15 protein-coding genes are annotated in these 14,591 nt (G+C 70.3%); 8 read left to right on the top strand and 7 right to left on the bottom strand.

Going from position 1 to position 14,591, the window contains the following annotated elements; all coding sequences use genetic code 11:
* Positions 1-30: 30 nt before the first annotated feature.
* Positions 31-780 (top strand): TioE family transcriptional regulator, encoded by a 750-nt coding sequence (locus ACFU95_RS32415; RefSeq protein WP_383834874.1) that lies wholly within the window; start codon positions 31-33, stop codon positions 778-780.
* A gap of 120 nt (positions 781-900) precedes the next feature.
* Here the strand turns inward: ACFU95_RS32415 and ACFU95_RS32410 are convergent, their stop codons facing one another.
* Positions 901-2,025, bottom strand: a complete 1,125-nt coding sequence (locus ACFU95_RS32410; RefSeq protein WP_383834872.1) for a PLP-dependent cysteine synthase family protein — start codon at positions 2,023-2,025, stop codon at positions 901-903.
* A 335-nt stretch (positions 2,026-2,360) separates the two neighbouring features.
* Here ACFU95_RS32410 and ACFU95_RS32405 point away from each other — a divergent pair, with 335 nt between their 5' ends.
* Positions 2,361-2,681 carry a hypothetical protein gene (locus tag ACFU95_RS32405; RefSeq protein WP_383834870.1) on the top strand — a complete coding sequence of 107 codons (321 nt, stop codon included), beginning with the start codon at positions 2,361-2,363 and terminating at the stop codon, positions 2,679-2,681.
* Between the two features lie 184 nt (positions 2,682-2,865).
* Positions 2,866-3,438: an ATP-binding protein gene (locus tag ACFU95_RS32400; RefSeq protein ID WP_383834868.1), complete on the top strand. Its 573-nt coding sequence runs from the start codon at positions 2,866-2,868 to the stop codon at positions 3,436-3,438.
* Between the two features lie 50 nt (positions 3,439-3,488).
* Here the strand turns inward: ACFU95_RS32400 and ACFU95_RS32395 are convergent, their stop codons facing one another.
* Genes ACFU95_RS32395 through ACFU95_RS32385 form a run of 3 tightly spaced genes read right to left on the bottom strand, consistent with a single transcriptional unit; the run spans position 3,489 to position 7,089 of the window.
* Positions 3,489-6,050: an ABC transporter permease gene (locus ACFU95_RS32395; RefSeq protein WP_383834866.1), complete on the bottom strand. Its 2,562-nt coding sequence runs from the start codon at positions 6,048-6,050 to the stop codon at positions 3,489-3,491.
* A complete protein-coding gene (locus ACFU95_RS32390; RefSeq protein ID WP_383834863.1) occupies positions 6,047-6,805 on the bottom strand; it encodes an ABC transporter ATP-binding protein in 759 nt (252 codons plus the stop codon). Before ACFU95_RS32390 ends, ACFU95_RS32395 begins: the two co-directional genes overlap by 4 nt.
* Positions 6,802-7,089, bottom strand: coding sequence for an SHOCT domain-containing protein (locus ACFU95_RS32385; protein ID WP_383834860.1), 288 nt, complete (start codon positions 7,087-7,089; stop codon positions 6,802-6,804). The genes ACFU95_RS32390 and ACFU95_RS32385 overlap by 4 nt, the downstream gene beginning before the upstream one ends.
* 174 nt (positions 7,090-7,263) lie before the next feature.
* Here ACFU95_RS32385 and ACFU95_RS32380 point away from each other — a divergent pair, with 174 nt between their 5' ends.
* The 3 genes from ACFU95_RS32380 to ACFU95_RS32370 all read left to right on the top strand — a co-directional run bounded on the left by ACFU95_RS32380 (position 7,264) and on the right by ACFU95_RS32370 (position 9,004).
* Positions 7,264-7,854 carry a TetR/AcrR family transcriptional regulator gene (locus tag ACFU95_RS32380; protein ID WP_383834857.1) on the top strand — a complete coding sequence of 197 codons (591 nt, stop codon included), beginning with the start codon at positions 7,264-7,266 and terminating at the stop codon, positions 7,852-7,854.
* A 38-nt stretch (positions 7,855-7,892) separates the two neighbouring features.
* The gene (locus tag ACFU95_RS32375) at positions 7,893-8,465 is read left to right on the top strand and encodes a DUF4865 family protein (protein ID WP_383834854.1); all 573 of its coding nucleotides are present in this window, start codon (positions 7,893-7,895) and stop codon (positions 8,463-8,465) included.
* 104 nt (positions 8,466-8,569) lie between these two features.
* Complete coding sequence (locus ACFU95_RS32370; protein WP_383834851.1) at positions 8,570-9,004, top strand: tautomerase family protein; 435 nt, start codon at positions 8,570-8,572, stop codon at positions 9,002-9,004.
* Between the two features lie 215 nt (positions 9,005-9,219).
* Here the strand turns inward: ACFU95_RS32370 and ACFU95_RS32365 are convergent, their stop codons facing one another.
* Positions 9,220-9,669, bottom strand: coding sequence for an RpiB/LacA/LacB family sugar-phosphate isomerase (locus ACFU95_RS32365; protein ID WP_383834848.1), 450 nt, complete (start codon positions 9,667-9,669; stop codon positions 9,220-9,222).
* 111 nt (positions 9,670-9,780) lie between these two features.
* On the opposite strand from ACFU95_RS32365, the gene ACFU95_RS32360 reads away from it, so the two are divergent.
* Positions 9,781-10,637, top strand: a protein-coding gene (locus ACFU95_RS32360; protein ID WP_383834944.1) for an IS5 family transposase whose coding sequence is annotated in 2 segments (ribosomal slippage) — positions 9,781-10,120 and positions 10,120-10,637 — 858 coding nt in all. Because the reading frame shifts where the segments join, the coding sequence is not laid out codon by codon here.
* Between the two features lie 17 nt (positions 10,638-10,654).
* Here the strand turns inward: ACFU95_RS32360 and ACFU95_RS32355 are convergent.
* Positions 10,655-11,551, bottom strand: a complete 897-nt coding sequence (locus tag ACFU95_RS32355; RefSeq protein ID WP_383834845.1) for a terpene synthase family protein — start codon at positions 11,549-11,551, stop codon at positions 10,655-10,657.
* Entirely contained in the window at positions 11,548-12,612 is a 1,065-nt protein-coding gene (locus ACFU95_RS32350; RefSeq protein ID WP_383834843.1) for a hypothetical protein, read from the bottom strand. The genes ACFU95_RS32355 and ACFU95_RS32350 overlap by 4 nt, the downstream gene beginning before the upstream one ends.
* Positions 12,613-13,203: 591 nt before the next feature.
* On the opposite strand from ACFU95_RS32350, the gene ACFU95_RS32345 reads away from it, so the two are divergent.
* Positions 13,204-14,553 carry a helix-turn-helix domain-containing protein gene (locus ACFU95_RS32345; protein WP_383834840.1) on the top strand — a complete coding sequence of 450 codons (1,350 nt, stop codon included), beginning with the start codon at positions 13,204-13,206 and terminating at the stop codon, positions 14,551-14,553.
* Positions 14,554-14,591 lie beyond the last annotated feature (38 nt).

Raw genomic sequence — 14,591 nt, 5'->3', positions numbered from 1 at the left:
TTGAAACTTTTGCGCGATATGGCGGGGTGCATGGGGCGAAACCTTCAAACCGGTGAGCGGCTCAGGCCGGTTGATCTGGCGCGCGGGCACGGTCTGTCCACGCAGGCGGTCAGGAACTACGAGGAGGCCGGCGTCCTTCCGGCCGCCGGTCGCACACCCCACGGCTATCGCACCTACACCTCGCTGCACGCCGGGGCCCTGCGCGCGTTTCTCGCCCTGGTGCCCGCCCATGGCCATCAGAGGGCGACGTCGATCATGCGGGCGGTGAACCGGGGCGCGGTCGACGAGGCGTTCCGTCTCATCGACGAGAGTCACGCCCAGCTCCTCGACGACCGGCGGACCCTGCGGGCGGTGGAGAGCGCGTTGCGCGATCTGGAGCCCACCACGGCGCCCGAGCCCGGTGCGGGGCCCGAGTCGACCGCGGTGCCAGGGCGCGGCGGCACGTTCATCGGGCCACTGGCCGGCCGGCTCGGCCTCCGGCCCGCGACGCTGCGCAAATGGGAACACGCGGGTCTGGTACGGCCGCGCCGCGACCCGCGGACCGGGTACCGGGTCTACGACGAGGCCGACGTACGGGATGCCCGGCTGGCCCATCAGCTCAGGCGGGGCGGCTACCTGCTGGAGCAGATCGCGCCGCTCATCGACCAGGTGCGGGCCGCCGGCGGGCTGGAGCCGCTGGAGGCCGCGCTGTCCGACTGGCACAGCCGGCTGTCCGACCGCGGGCGGGCCATGCTGACCGGGGCCGCGGCGCTGGAGGCGTACCTGCGCGAGCGCGCATGAGAGCCCGTTCGCCGGTCAAGGGGCTGGACGGTCGAGGGCTGAACGGTCGAGGGCTGAACGGTCGAGGGCTGAACGGTCGAGGGCTGAGCCACACGGCTCACGGCCGATCCGGTCCGCCGTTCACCCGGGCCAGACACCCGTGTCCAGCAGGTGCTCGATGGCCGCCGCGTACGGCGCGATGTCCAGGCCCTGCTCGGCGAGCCAGGCGTCCGAGTAGTACTTGTCGAGGTACCGGTCCCCCGGGTCGCACAGCAGCGTCACCACGCTCCCCTGCCGTCCCTCGGCCACCATCTCGGCGACGATCTTCAGCGCGCTCCACAGCCCGGTGCCGGTGGAGCCGCCGGCCTTGCGGCCGATGGCCTGTTCCAGGGCCCGCACGGCGGCCACGCTCGCCGCGTCCGGCACCTTCATCATCCGGTCGACGGAACCGGGCACGAAGCTCGGCTCCATGCGCGGCCGTCCGATGCCCTCGATACGGGAGCCGCGGCCGCAGGTGACGTCCGGATCGCCGGTGGTCCAGCCCTCGAAGAAACACGAGTTCTCCGGGTCGGCGACACAGATGCGGGTGTCGTACTGCATGTAGTGGACGTACCGGGCGAGGGTCGCGGAGGTACCGCCGGTGCCGGCCGTGGCGACGATCCACGCGGGCTCCGGGAACCGTTCCAGCCTGAGCTGGCGGAAGGTGGACTCGGCGATGTTGTTGTTGCCGCGCCAGTCCGTGGCCCGTTCGGCGTAGGTGAACTGGTCCATGTAGTGGCCTCCGGTCTCCACCGCCAGGCGGGCGGACTCCTCGTACATCTTGCGCGAGTCGTCCACGAAGTGGCACCGGCCGCCGTGGAACTCGATCAGACGGATCTTCTCGGCGCTCGTCGTGCGCGGCATGACCGCGATGAAGGGCACCCCGATCAGCTTCGCGAAGTACGCCTCGGAGACGGCCGTCGAGCCGCTGGACGCCTCGATCACGGGGCGGTCCGGCCGGATCCAGCCGTTGCACAGACCGTAGAGGAACAGGGAGCGGGCGAGCCGGTGCTTGAGGCTGCCGGTCGGGTGGGTCGACTCGTCCTTCAGGTACAGGTCGATGCCCCACCGCTCCGGCAGCGGGAAGAGCAGTAGATGGGTGTCGGCCGAACGGTTGGCGTCGGCCTGGACCTTGCGCACGGCTTCTTTCAGCCAGGCGCGGTAGGCGGCGTCGCTGTGGTCGACGTCGAGGGTCACGCCGGACGGGGTCTGCTGGACGGTGCTCACGGCGCTGCTCCTCCTGCTGTGCGGCAACGGCGACTCGCGCGGCCGTCGCTTCGAGCATAAACATCTTCCGCACGCTTCTCACCTGCATAAACACACCTTTGAGAGCCTCAAAGGAACCACTGGAGCGATGGCTTCACCCGGACCCTGGGGGCGCATTCGCGCGAGTGCTCCGAACGCCCCGCTCAGAGGCGTCGTGCGCACTGGTGCTCGACGCGGGACGCGGGCAGACTGCACCGGACGGGACGACGATCCCGAACGGGGTGCACACTGGATCACGACCAGGGCCGGCACCCACGCACCACGAGCCGGCACACCGACGCGCGAGGGGGCGGGGCATGGCCGAGCCGGAGTTCAGGGCCACGGGCGTGCGGATCGGGAAGCGGCTGCGCTCGCTGACCCGGGCCGGACAGGTGCGGATCAGCGACGGCCGGGTGCAGCTGCTCACCAGCTACGGCAGCGAGATCGACAGCGCGCCGGTGCAGGCGGTCCGGGCGTCCAAGCCCTGGTTCTCGGACGACCGGGCACTGGCGGACCTCAACGGCAATCGCTACTCGATCACCCTGGGCGATCACGACCCGGCCCCTGGGGAACCAGGGCCTCCAGCGGCGCGCCGGTTCATAGAGGCCGTACGGAAGGCCGCGGGGCGTAAGGGCTGAGTCACCGCGAGTTGCGGTACCGCACCCCCTGCGTCACGCTGGTTTCACGTCACTCTGGGTTTACCGGCGATAACGCTGCGAACCAGCCCGCCGGCCACGACAGCAGGCGGCCGTTTTCTTCAAGCACCCTGCTGGATCCGTACTCCGTGTTCTTCCGGACCTCTTCAGTCGGGGAGTCGCAGCCGTGATCAGTTACCCAAGCAGGCACTGCACGGTGGAGCTCCAAGCCCTGCCGTCGCGGATCGGTCAGGTCCGCAGAATCGTATCGGCGCAGTTGCGCTACTGGCATCTGGATGCCTTGATAGACCGCGCCGCGCTCGGCGTGACCGAGCTGTTGACCAACGTCCACCAGCACGCCCAGCCGGACAAGATGTGCACCGTCGAGATCGAGCTGCTGCTCGACCGGCTCACGGTCTCGGTGCGCGACCACGACCCGCGTATCCCGGTCGTGGCGGACGCCAAGGACGCCGACCTGCTCGCCACCTGCGGGCGCGGGCTGGCGATGGTGGCCGCCGTCAGCGAGAGCTGGGGCGTGCGGCCGGACGGCGAGTCCGGCAAGGTCGTGTGGTTCGCGCTGCCGGCGCCCGTGATGGCGCGGAGCACCGTCGCGCGGTCGCCGCGGCGGTTGGCGGGCGCGACCGTGGCCGGGGTGGCGGTGGCCGTGGAGGAGTCCGCGCGGCAGTTCGCGGAGGTCGGGGCGCGGGTTGACCTGCGCAGGCCCGAGCATGCTCCCGCCCGGTCGGCCGTTGCCGGTTGACCGGGCGGTGAGGGGGCGGTCGAAATGCCGCCACCTCCGGCTTTCGCGGGTCACTCGGTGGCGATCGCCCTCAGTACGTCCAGGCGTGCCGCGCGGCGCGCCGGGCGTAGTCCTGCCAGGGCGCCGGCGGTCAGACCGACCAGGGCGACCACCAGCAGTCGCAGCGGCGGCATCGCGAACACGAAGGCGCTGTCGCCGGCGCCGTCGGACGCCTTGACCAGCACCCAGCCGAGGAAGCCGCCGAGGATGAGGCCGCCGACCGTGCCGAAGGCTGCCACCAGGACCGACTCCCAGCGGACCATCGCGCGCAGTTGGGAGCGGGTCTGACCGACGGCCCGCAGCAGGCCCAGTTCCCGGGTGCGCTCGTGGATGGCCAGGGTGAGGGTGTTGGCGATACCGAGGAGTGCGATGAGCACCGCGAGGGCGAGCAGCGCGTAGACGAGGGTGAGCATCATGTCGATCCCGCCGGCCGCCGACCGCGCGTACTCGGCGCGGGTCTGCACCTCGGGGCTGCCGTACCGGTCCGCGACCTTCTCCACCGCGGCCTGGCCCGCCTCCGTGCTGACGCCGTCCTTGAAGGAGACCGCGAGCAGGGTGTCGGCGTCCTGGGTGCGGTGCGGGGCCCAGGCGTCACGGGTGATGACGTAGTCGCCGGCGAGTTCGGACCGGCCGTAGAGCGCGCGGACCGTGAAGGTCTGGGTCCGGCCGTCGGTGAAGGTGAGGCGGGCCGTGTCACCGGTCGTCAGGTTCCGTTCGTCGGCCTCCTTCTCGGTGATGGCGATACCGTCCGCGCCGAGGTCGCGCAGGGAGCCGTGGACGGAGCCGAGGTCGAAGGTGCGCTCCAGGGCGACCGGGTCCGTGACGGTCAACGCCCTTCCGCTGCCGTCCACTTCGGCGACCCCTCGGCCGAGCCCGACGGCCGTGTCCACCTCGGGCAGTCGCTGGACCGCGTCGGCGAGGCGCGGGCTCAGACCACTGCCGCCCGCGCCGAACGACGGAGTGCTGACGGCCACGTCGCCCGCGAAGGACCGGGACACCGTCTGGTCCATCGTCGCCTTCAGGGAGGCGCCGAACACCGTGAAGAGGGAGACCACGGCGACGCCGATCATCAGGGCGCTCGCAGTGGCGGCCGTGCGCTTCGGGCTGCGCAGGGCGTTACGCCGGGCGAGGCCGCCGGTGACGCCGCGCAGTCGGTCGAGCGGGCCGCCGAGGATCCGTACGGCCGTCGTGGAGGCGACCGGGCCGAGGACCACGAAGGCGGCCAGGGCGAGGGTGGCGCCGGTGCCCGCCAGCCAGAGGGACGGGGTGAGCAGGACCCCGCCGAACGTGACGCCGATCGCCAGGGCGAGCAGGCCCACGCCCGTGACGGCGCGGGTCCGGGAGGCGCCGGACGTGTCCACGGCGGTCTCACGCAGAGCGGCCAGGGGTGCGGTGCGGCCGGCTCGGCGGGCGGGGAGCAGGGCGGAGCCGAGGCAGACGACGACGCCGACCGCGAGCGGCAGGGTCATGGAGAGGGTCTTCAGCACCAAGTCGCCCTCGGGGAAGGGGAATCCGATCGCCGGGAAGAGCGCTTGGAGGCCGGCCGCGATGCCGATTCCGCCCGCCAGGCCGGCCAGCGACGCGGTGACGGCCACGGCGGTCGCCTCGACGAGGGCCGACGCGGTGATCTGGCGGCGGGAGGCGCCGAGGGCGCGCAACAGGGCGTTCTCGCGGGTGCGTTGGGCCACGACGATCGCGAAGGTGTTGTGGATCGAGAAGGTCGCCACCAGGAGGGCCACGCCGGAGAAGACCAGGAGGAAGGTGGTGAAGACGGTCAGGAACTGGCTGGAGATCATGTCGGTGTTCTCCTGGGCCGACTCCTGGCCGGTGATGGCCTCGACGCCGCCCGGCAGCATGGTCGTCAGCTCGTCGACCAGTTCCCGCTGGCTGGTGCCGGGGCCGGCGCGCACCTGGATGCTCGCGGCCTCGCCGGGCCGGGCCGTGAGGTACTTCTCCGCGTCGGCCCGGGTCATGCCGGTGAAGGTCACCTGGGCCATGCCGTCCTCGCCGCCGAAGGTCGCGAGGCCGACGATGGTCACCCTGACGGGGTCGGGCGTGCGCAGGGTCGTGGTGTCGCCGAGCTTCAGGTCGCCTCGTTCGGCGGCCCCCTTGTTGACGACCACCTCACCGGAGCTCTTCGGGGCGCGGCCTTCGGCCAGGCGGTAGGGGTTGAGCTCGGGGTCGCTGATCCAGTTGCCGGCGAGGGTGGGAGGGCCCTGGCCGCCGATGGGGTCGCCGTTCCTGCCGACGAGTTGGCCGGCGCCCTGGATGTCGGGGGCGGCGGCCGCGACGCCGGGGGCCCGCTCGATGGTGCGCACCAGGTCCGTGTCGACCGGTTCGCGCACGCCCTCGCTCTCGCCGGGTGTGGTGATGGCGTCGGCGCTGCGGACGACGGCGTCGGTGCCGCGGGTCGCGTCGCCGAACATGGTGTCGAAACCGGCGCGCAGCGTGTCCCCCATGACGAGGGTCCCGGCGAGGAACGCCACGCCGAGGAACACCGCGAGGAACGTCCCGGCGAAGCGCCGCTTGTGGGCGCGCAGGGAGGACACGCTGAGGCGGACGGATGCGTTCATGACGGCACCTCGAAGGCTTTCATGCGGTCCAGGACCTTGTCGGCGGTCGGGGCTTCCATACGGTCGACCAGGCGTCCGTCCGCGAGGAAGACGACCTCGTCGGCGTGGGCGGCGGCCACCGGGTCGTGGGTGACCATGACGACCGTGCGGGCCGTCTGGCGCACCGCGCGGCCGAGCAGTCCGAGGACCTCCTCGCCGGAACGGGAGTCGAGGTTGCCGGTCGGCTCGTCGGCGAAGACGACGTCCGGCTGACCGGCGAAGGCCCGGGCCACGGCGACCCGTTGCTGCTGGCCGCCGGAGAGCTCGGAGGGGCGGTGACGGAGCCGGTCACGCAGGCCGACGACGTCGATCAGCGCGTCGACCCACTGCAGGTCGCCCTTGCCGCCCGCGAGGTCCAGCGGCAGCGTGATGTTCTCCGCGACGGTCAGCGTGGGCACCAGGTTGAAGGCCTGGAAGACGAAGCCGACGCGGTCGCGGCGCAGGAGGGTGAGACGGCGGTCGTCCAGGCTGCTCAGCTCGGTGTCGCCGATGTGGGCGGTGCCCGAGGTGAGGGTGTCCAGGCCGGCCGCGCAGTGCATCAAGGTGGACTTGCCGGAGCCCGAGGGCCCCATGATCGCGGTGAAGCGGCCGGCCGGGAAGTCGACGCTCACCCCGTCCAGGGCCCTCACGCCGGTGTCGCCGGTGCCGTACACCTTCACGGCGTCGACGACGCGGGCGGCCGTCGGCACGTTCGTCGTGACGGTCGTGGCCGTCATGCCGCGCCGCCCTTGCCGGTACGGCCGAACTGCTCGTCCAGGACGGACAGCCGGCGCCAGTACTCGTCCTCGTCGATCTCGCCGGAGGCGAAGCGGTGGCCGAGCACGGTGATGGGTGAGTTGTCGTCGGCGGCCGGCCGCCAGGGGGCGCGGCGTCCGCGCCCGCGCCACACCGTGCGGCGCAGCAGCGTGATGCCGCCGATCACGACGGCCGCCCAGATCAGCGGGAAGAGGAGGATCCACGGGCCGGGGCCGCCGTCGGCGAAGTGAGCCAGGGTCTGCATCTTGGGTCATCTCCCGAGTCGGTTCGGATGGTCGTTCGGTGATGTCTTGAGACTCGCGCCCGGGAGGGGTCCGGGTCGTCGTACGGCCAGCGGCAGTGCGCGTACCTCGCCGGGAGTACGCGGAGCCGGCCGTGCTGCTCCGGAGGGGCTCGCTCGACTTCTGTAACTACTAGTATGTACAGTGAGGGCATGAGCGGATCGGACACCTCGGACCGGCTGATCGAGTCCACCCGCGAACTGCTGTGGGAGCGCGGCTATGTGGGCACCAGCCCCAAGGCGATCCTGGAGCGTTCGGGCGCCGGGCAGGGCAGCATGTACCACCACTTCAAGGGGAAGCCGGATCTGGCGCTGGCCGCGATCCGCCGCACCGCCGAGCAGATGCGGGCTACCGCCGCGGGAGTACTCGACGGGCCGGGCACGCCGTACGAGCGCGTCGAGGCGTATCTGCGGCGCGAGCGCGACGTGCTGCGCGGCTGTCCGGTCGGGCGGCTGACGATGGACCCCGACGTGATCGCCAGTGACGAGCTGCGGGCGCCGGTCGACGAGACGCTCGACTGGCTGCGTGAACGGCTCGCCGGGATCGTCGAGGAGGGCAAGGAGCAGGGCCAGTTCGCACCCGGGCTCGACGGCGAGTCGATCGCGGCGACGATCGTCGCGACCGTCCAGGGCGGCTACGTCCTCGCCCGCGCGTCCGGTTCACCCGCCGCCTTCGACGCGGGCGTCCGGGGCCTGCTGTCCCTTCTCGCACCGCGCCGGAGGCAGTAGGGACACCTGAGGCACAGGACAACCGGAAAGGTGAGCCGATGCACGCGATGCAGTACGAGATCACCCTGCCCGCCGACTACGACATGGGGATCATCCGCCGTCGCGTCGCGAGCAGGGGCCATCTGCTCGACGACTGGCAGGGGCTGGGCGTAAAGACGTATCTGGTGCGCGAGCGCGGTGTGCGGGGATCGCCGGTCAACCAGTACGCGCCCTTCTATCTGTGGAACACCGGCGCGGGCATGAACGCCTTCCTGTGGGGAGGCCCCTTCCAGGGCATCGTCGACGACTTCGGGCGGCCGTCGGTCCGTCAGTGGTCCGGGGTGGCGTACGAGGAGGGCCGCGACGCCCGCTCCCCCGCGCGCGTGGCGGTGCGGCGACGCCAACAGCTGCCCGCCGAAGGGCCGTTGAGTCGGACCATGGCGAACGCGGCACAGGAGACGGAACGACTGGCCGCCGAGGACGGCGCGGTGCTCGCGGCGGCCGCCGTGGACACGAGCCGTTGGGAGCTGATCCACTTCTCGCTCTGGAAGGTCGACACCCCCAAGGCCGACGGCGACGTGTACGAGGTGCTGCACATGTCCGCGCCGGGGCGGGACCGGTTGCCGGACTGACCCGGTGCCGTGCGCCGAGGAGACGCGGGACATCTGTCCCACCTGTGATGGCGAGCCGGTCCCCGGATCTCGCCGCACGTGACGCTCACAGCAAGGAGACCCCCATGCCCTTCGTCCGCATCGACGCCCTGGAAGCCGGCCCCGAGCGGCTGGACGCGCTCGGCCGCGCCGTGCACGACGCCCTGGTGGAGGCCATCGGAATACCGCCCGACGACCGGTTCCAGGTCCTGGTCGGGCACGACGGCACCCGTAGCACCCTGCGCTACGACAGCGACTATCTCGGCATCCACCGGGACGACGGCATCGTGTACGTCACGATCACCCTGCGCTCCGGGCGGACCCCCGCGCAGAAGCAGGCGCTGTACCGGCGGATCGCCGAACTCGCCCACGCCTACGCGGGGACCGAGCCGCGGAACATGTTCGTCAACCTCATCGAGAACGAGCCGGTCGACTGGTCCTTCGGCGAGGGGGTGGCGCAGTACGCCGACTCCCCCGCCCCCGTGGATTCCCCCACCCTCGCCGCACCGTCGGGAACGTGACGGCAGAGTCCGGTCATGGTGACGGCGGCCGACCGCTGGCGGCGCACCCGCGGCACGGCACCCGAGGTGGCCGGTGAACCGGACGGCCACGCAGGGCTGTTGACGCCGGTCGCCCCGGGCTGTGGCACCGGTGTCCTCGCCGGGGCCGTTCCCGATCGGGCTGCGCGTACGGCCGGCCGATCTGCGGCGGCCGCTGGTGGCCGCCTTGTGGAGTCTCACGGCTCCCTGAGGTCCAGGCGTCCGATGCGGGCCACGTTCTGCCGGTCCTCGGTGTCCTCGCTCGCCTCGGCGGCGAACCAGGCGTCGAGGATCTCCTTGAGCAGCGGCTCGGAGGTCAGTCGCAGGCCGAGCGCGAGGACGTTGGCGTCGTTCCAGCGGCGGGCGCCGTCCGCCGTGTAGGCGTCCGTGCACAGGGCGGCCCGTACGCCCGGCACCTTGTTCGCGGCGATCGACGCGCCCGTGCCGGTCCAGCAGCACACGACCGCCTGGTCCGCCGTCCCGTCGGCGACCTCACGGGCGGCAGCCGCGGAGCAGGCGGCCCACTGGGGGTCGTCGCCGGGGCTCAGCGCTCCGTGGGTCACCACCTCGTGGCCGCGGCCGCTGAGCTCGGTGACGAGGAGGCGGGCGACGGGTTCGTCCATGTCCGAGGAGACAAAGATCTTCATGCGTGGCTCCGGCCTCCCCGGGTCAGCGGCCTCGAACGGCTCGGTGACATCAATTTTAGACACTTTAGACGTCGTCTCATTTGGCTCGGTAGCCTGTCGGTCGTGACTTCGATCGTTGAGCGGCTGGTGCCGGATGAGTTGTGGGAGCTGTTCCAGCGGGTGGTTCCTGAGGCTCCGTCGCGGCCTCAGGGCGGCGGACGGCGTCGGCATGGTGACCGGGAGGTGCTGGCCGCAATCGTGTTCGTGGCCACGTCGGGCTGCACGTGGCAGCAGTTGCCGGCCGCATCGTTCGGGCCGTCGGGAGCGACAGCTCACCGGCGCTTTGCCGAGTGGTCGAAGGCTCGGGTGTGGGCAAAACTCCACCGCCTGGTCCTCGACGATCTCGGTGCCCGCGGCGAGCTGGATTGGTCCCGCTGCGCGATCGACTCGGTGAACATGCGGGCCCTGAAAAGGGGGACCTGACAGGTCCGAATCCTGTTGACCGGGGCAAGTACGGCTCGAAGATCCACTTGGTCACCGAGCGGACCGGTCTGCCCCTCTCCGTCGGAATCTCGGGGGCGAATCTGCACGACAGCCAGGCGCTGATCCCGCTGGTGAAGGGGATTCCGCCGATCCGCTCCCGGCGTGGACGCCGGCGCCGCAGACCTGGAAAGCTCCACGCCGACAAGGGATACGACTACGACCACCTGCGGCGATGGTTACGCGGGCGCGGCATCAGGCACCGCATCGCCCGCAAGGGCATCGAGTCCTCGACCGGGCTGGGCCGCCACCGTTGGACCATAGAACGCACGATGTCCTGGCTCGCCGGATGCCGCAGACTGCACCGCCGCTACGAGCGCAAAGCCGAGCACTTTCTCGCCTTCACCAGCATTTGCCTGCACCCTCATCTACTACCGCAGACTCACCAAATGAGACGACGTCTTAGGCGCGGTATCACCTGCACCCCGGTTGGGGTGGGAGATGCGTAGTCGTGTCGGTCGGGCCGTCAGGGAAGGTCTGTGGTGATGCGGCGGAGTTGGCGCAGGTTCTCGGCGGCACCGGGGAAACGCGTCCGGGCCAGGTCGAGGTGTGCGTCTATGTTGCCGTCCACGATGCTGAACAGAAGCGATGCAAGGGGACCAGGGGGAGCGTGAGTGAAGGCGTCGACGATCTCGTTGTACCGGGCGACGGCCGCGTCGACAGCCTGGTCCAGGTCTCCGGTGAAGCGCGCGTGAAAGCGCACCCAGTTGGAGGGCACGTACTCGTCGAGCGGTGAGGCAAGGGTCTCCTTCTCAAGGCTCGCCAAGTCGCTGGCAAGGATGATCGCCTCGAGCGTCCGTTCGGTGAGGCCCTCGTCCGTGGATCCCGGCTCGGGAAGCGGCAGTCCGCGGACCATCCTCCAGCAGACGATGTACGGCATGGCGGCGACCGTGATCCGCCGCAGGCTACGGAACTGCTCCCATGTCATGGTGCGGACATCGTTCAGGGCCTCCGCGGCGGCGACCCTGCAGAGCTCCGCGAGGGTGTCCTCGAGATGAAGGGTAGGGAAGCCCTGCGCGTGCATGTCGCTGAGCAGCGCGTTGTAGACGGCTCCGAGTTCACCGGCTGACACCGGCTGGCCGGTGTGCAACTGGTCCGCGAGGTCGGCGAGTTCTTCCTTGGCGCCGTCGTCCATGCTGAAGAAGAAGGCGAGGTACTTCGCGCACAGCAGGCTCTCCCACGGGGCGGCGTCAGATGGTGCGCAACGGATTTCGTATGCGGTCGCGTAGAAGACTTCCCGGGCATGCCAGGACGGGCCGCGCTCGCATGAGCACAGCCGCAGTGACCAGGCAAGCAGTTCCCGGGCGAGGTCATGGTGCCGCTGATTGATCATGAGGTGATCGGCGAGGGGGTCTGAGTTCATTGCAGCTCTCCGGAAATTGTCGAGGGCGCGTCTGTTCGGTCGACCGGATGGGCGGCGGAAGTAAGCCTTGGTGGATCAGCGGGGCGCAGCGCTTTGACGGCGAAGAGGGTGCTGAGCTGCGGTGAGCCGAAGTAGAGCGGTACGCGACCGAAGCGGTAGTAGGTGCGGGCAGGCCAGGAGCCGTCGTCTCGTTGGTGCCGTGCAAGGGTGGCGCGACGCTCGTCCTGCGTGTGGGCGATGGCGAGGTTGTCGGCCGTGATGATGCGCAAGGCGAGCTGAAGCGGATCCGTAACCTCTTGGGCCGTCAAGGACGCCTCCCGCCGGACAAAGGCGCCCCGTAGCGCCTCGAGCAGCGGGGGCGTGGGCGTGATGGCGTTGAGGCACAGGTGGGAAGCCGCGTGAAGGAAGGCGTCAGGCGAAGGGTAGTAGCGCGTGCCGCGCAGATAGCGCCCGGAGACGAGATGACCTCTGACGTGGTTCAAGGTGGCCGTCATGACCCGGCAAAAGTCCCGGCTGATGGCTGGTGGCTGGGCCAGGTTCATGGCGTGGAGGGCATTGGCGCAGACGACCGGATCGTACTTGCGTCCCCGAGGTGGGGCACCCGGTTCGGCGTCGTCATCCCAATACACCATGATGACCCCGGTATGAGGGTCGTGGCGATGGCCTTCGCCGGCCGAGTTCTGCACATGTGAGGCGGTTGCTCCGGCGAGTTCCTGCACGATTGCGTGCAGCTGGCGCCGTGGTATGGCGTCATACGCGGCCAGGCCGCTTGTGGCGTGAGCCGTGCAGTCGGTATCGGCGGCGAATTGTCCGACACCGGGAAAGAAGCGGAACCTGTTGTGCCAACGGCTGCTCTCGACCTGCCGGACGAGTGTGTCGACAGCCGTGGGGCTCAGGCACTGTCGGGGCAGAACGGACAGGGCGAGCATGGCCGAGAACGCTTCGTCCCCCGGGGTGAATCCGATGTCGATGCCGAACTCTCGCCGCACGTGTGCACGGGCCTCGGAACCTGAGAAGCACTTGCGGAAAAGGCGGTCGGCAGTCAACTGGGCCGAAGGCATTCCCCTGCCTTCGACATGGGCCAAGAGGTAAGTCAGGCCGCGCTCGGCCGCGTCCGGGGCAGGGGCGCGGCGCCTCTTGATGCGCCTGTGCCCAGGAGAGAGCGCAGCCGGCTCCCGAGGCAGAGCGACGTGCGGGCGATCCTCAGCGGGGGAGACGGCTTCATCGCTGTCGCACTCGTCGGAAGCGGAGAACTCTGAGACGCGGTTACGGGAAGTCACAAGGTGCGTTCCGTGGTCCGGGCGGCAATCTGCCGCAGGGAAGCGGTGGCATACGCCGGCAAGGGGGTGTTGTCGAGCAGGGTCAGGGCTTCTGGGCACCGGCTTGTGATCATGTTCTCGACGGTGGCGCGGGCGCCGGTTCTCCGGCCGGCAGGTCCCGGACCTTCTCCGGGCAGGGCAGCTATGGCCAGAACGCAACAGGCCACGCCCGCTCTTGGAGGGCTCGGCTGCCGGGTAGATCTAGTACAGCCACCCGTGGCCTGGGCCGCACAGGGGGACGAGGCGATGCGTCCGCCGCAACCGGTGCAACTTTGAACCATTGTGAAGAGCGGGCGGGTCCGGTCCGGCCGACCGGCGCCAGAGAGGCAGAACGTGCCCAGAACACCCAACACCCGCCTGCGCCGCCTCATGGAGACAGCCAGCTGGAGTCCTGCTCAGCTCGCCGCCGCCGTCAATGCGGTAGCCGTCGAACACGGACAGCAGATGGCCTACGGCCGGTCAACGGTCTCCCGCTGGCTGTCGGGCACCACACCTCGGCCCCCCGCACCGGCCTTCCTGCTCGAAGCACTGGCCCGAAGGCTGGGCAGGCCTGTCACCGCATACGACGCCGGCCTGACCTCCATTCCAGCCCGTACCGCCGTGAGTGACCTTTCCTGGCAGGCCGACCCGCTGCGCAAACTGGCCGTCCTCACCAGCGCGGACACCGGCCCCACCCGTCGCCATCACCTGGCCACCGGCGTCTTCACCCTGACCGCTCTCGCCGTCCCGGAGGCGGCAGACCTCGCCCGCCCAACGACAGCCACACGGCATGCTCCCCCATCGAGCACCAGCCGTGTCGGGCGTACGGAGGTCGAGCACATGCAGACCATGAGCCGCCTCTTTGCGCAAGCAGCCGAAGACCACGGCGCGGGCCACGTCCAGCCCGTCCTGAACTACTACCTCAACCACAGCGTCACCGGCTGGCTGCATGCCCCGGCAACCGGTGTGATCCAACGCCAACTACTCATCCATGCGTCACAGTCAATGACTCTCCTCGGCCTGATGAGCGCCGACTGCGGTGCCGACGCGCTCGCCCAGCACTGCTACCGCACCGCAGCCCACCTGGCCGCCGAAGCCGACGACATGACCGCCTTCGCCATCGCCCTGCGCGCCTTGTCCGCCCACGCCCACGAGCTCGGCCACCACACCCCAGCCGTGCACCACCTCGCCGAACGCGCCGCCGACGCCACTCGCCGCGCGCCCCTGGCGGTGCGCGCCTACACCCACACACACCTCGCCGTCACGCGCGCCCACCACGACCGGCACGCCGCCCTGAGGACGCTCACCACAGCCGAACGCCTCAACGACACAACACACAACACGCCCGGGCCCTTCACCACCTACTCCACCGGTGCCCTGCATTACCAGCGCGCCCAGACACTCACCACACTCGGCGACCACAAGGAGGCCACCCACGCTCTGACCGCCTCACTGAGACACCGCACCACCGACGAACGCCGCGCCGCCACCCTCACCAGAGCCCGCCTCGCCGAAACCCTCCTCGTCCAAGGCCACCTCGATGCCGCCATGGTGCACTGGCAAGCCTTCCTCGACACCTACCCCCTGCTGCACTCCGCCCGCGCCACCCGGAGCCTGGACGCCATGCGCCAACTGCTGCGCCCCCACAGCCGCCACCACACCGCCGCCCACCTCCTCGCCCAAGCCACCGGCATCCATCCCTGACAGACACAGCCCCGGCCGGGAGAAGACAGCCCAATCGA

This window comes from Streptomyces sp. NPDC057623 (genome assembly GCF_042800355.1).
Lineage (GTDB): Bacteria > Actinomycetota > Actinomycetes > Streptomycetales > Streptomycetaceae > Streptomyces.
The sequence above is the reverse complement of the archived record's forward strand: the minus strand, read 5'-3'. Positions and strand labels throughout refer to the sequence as shown.

What these genes read in the sequence shown, in the direction of transcription:
- ACFU95_RS32355 (WP_383834845.1), bottom strand. Translation starts at nt 11,551, where the DNA reads ATGAACTCAGACCCCCTCGCCGATCACCTCATGATCAATCAGCGGCAC.
- ACFU95_RS32375 (WP_383834854.1), top strand. Translation starts at nt 7,893, where the DNA reads ATGCACGCGATGCAGTACGAGATCACCCTGCCCGCCGACTACGACATG.
- ACFU95_RS32395 (WP_383834866.1), bottom strand. Translation starts at nt 6,050, where the DNA reads ATGAACGCATCCGTCCGCCTCAGCGTGTCCTCCCTGCGCGCCCACAAG.
- ACFU95_RS32405 (WP_383834870.1), top strand. Translation starts at nt 2,361, where the DNA reads ATGGCCGAGCCGGAGTTCAGGGCCACGGGCGTGCGGATCGGGAAGCGG.
- ACFU95_RS32415 (WP_383834874.1), top strand. Translation starts at nt 31, where the DNA reads ATGGGGCGAAACCTTCAAACCGGTGAGCGGCTCAGGCCGGTTGATCTG.
- ACFU95_RS32390 (WP_383834863.1), bottom strand. Translation starts at nt 6,805, where the DNA reads ATGACGGCCACGACCGTCACGACGAACGTGCCGACGGCCGCCCGCGTC.
- ACFU95_RS32380 (WP_383834857.1), top strand. Translation starts at nt 7,264, where the DNA reads ATGTACAGTGAGGGCATGAGCGGATCGGACACCTCGGACCGGCTGATC.
- ACFU95_RS32370 (WP_383834851.1), top strand. Translation starts at nt 8,570, where the DNA reads ATGCCCTTCGTCCGCATCGACGCCCTGGAAGCCGGCCCCGAGCGGCTG.
- ACFU95_RS32350 (WP_383834843.1), bottom strand. Translation starts at nt 12,612, where the DNA reads ATGCCTTCGGCCCAGTTGACTGCCGACCGCCTTTTCCGCAAGTGCTTC.
- ACFU95_RS32365 (WP_383834848.1), bottom strand. Translation starts at nt 9,669, where the DNA reads ATGAAGATCTTTGTCTCCTCGGACATGGACGAACCCGTCGCCCGCCTC.
- ACFU95_RS32385 (WP_383834860.1), bottom strand. Translation starts at nt 7,089, where the DNA reads ATGCAGACCCTGGCTCACTTCGCCGACGGCGGCCCCGGCCCGTGGATC.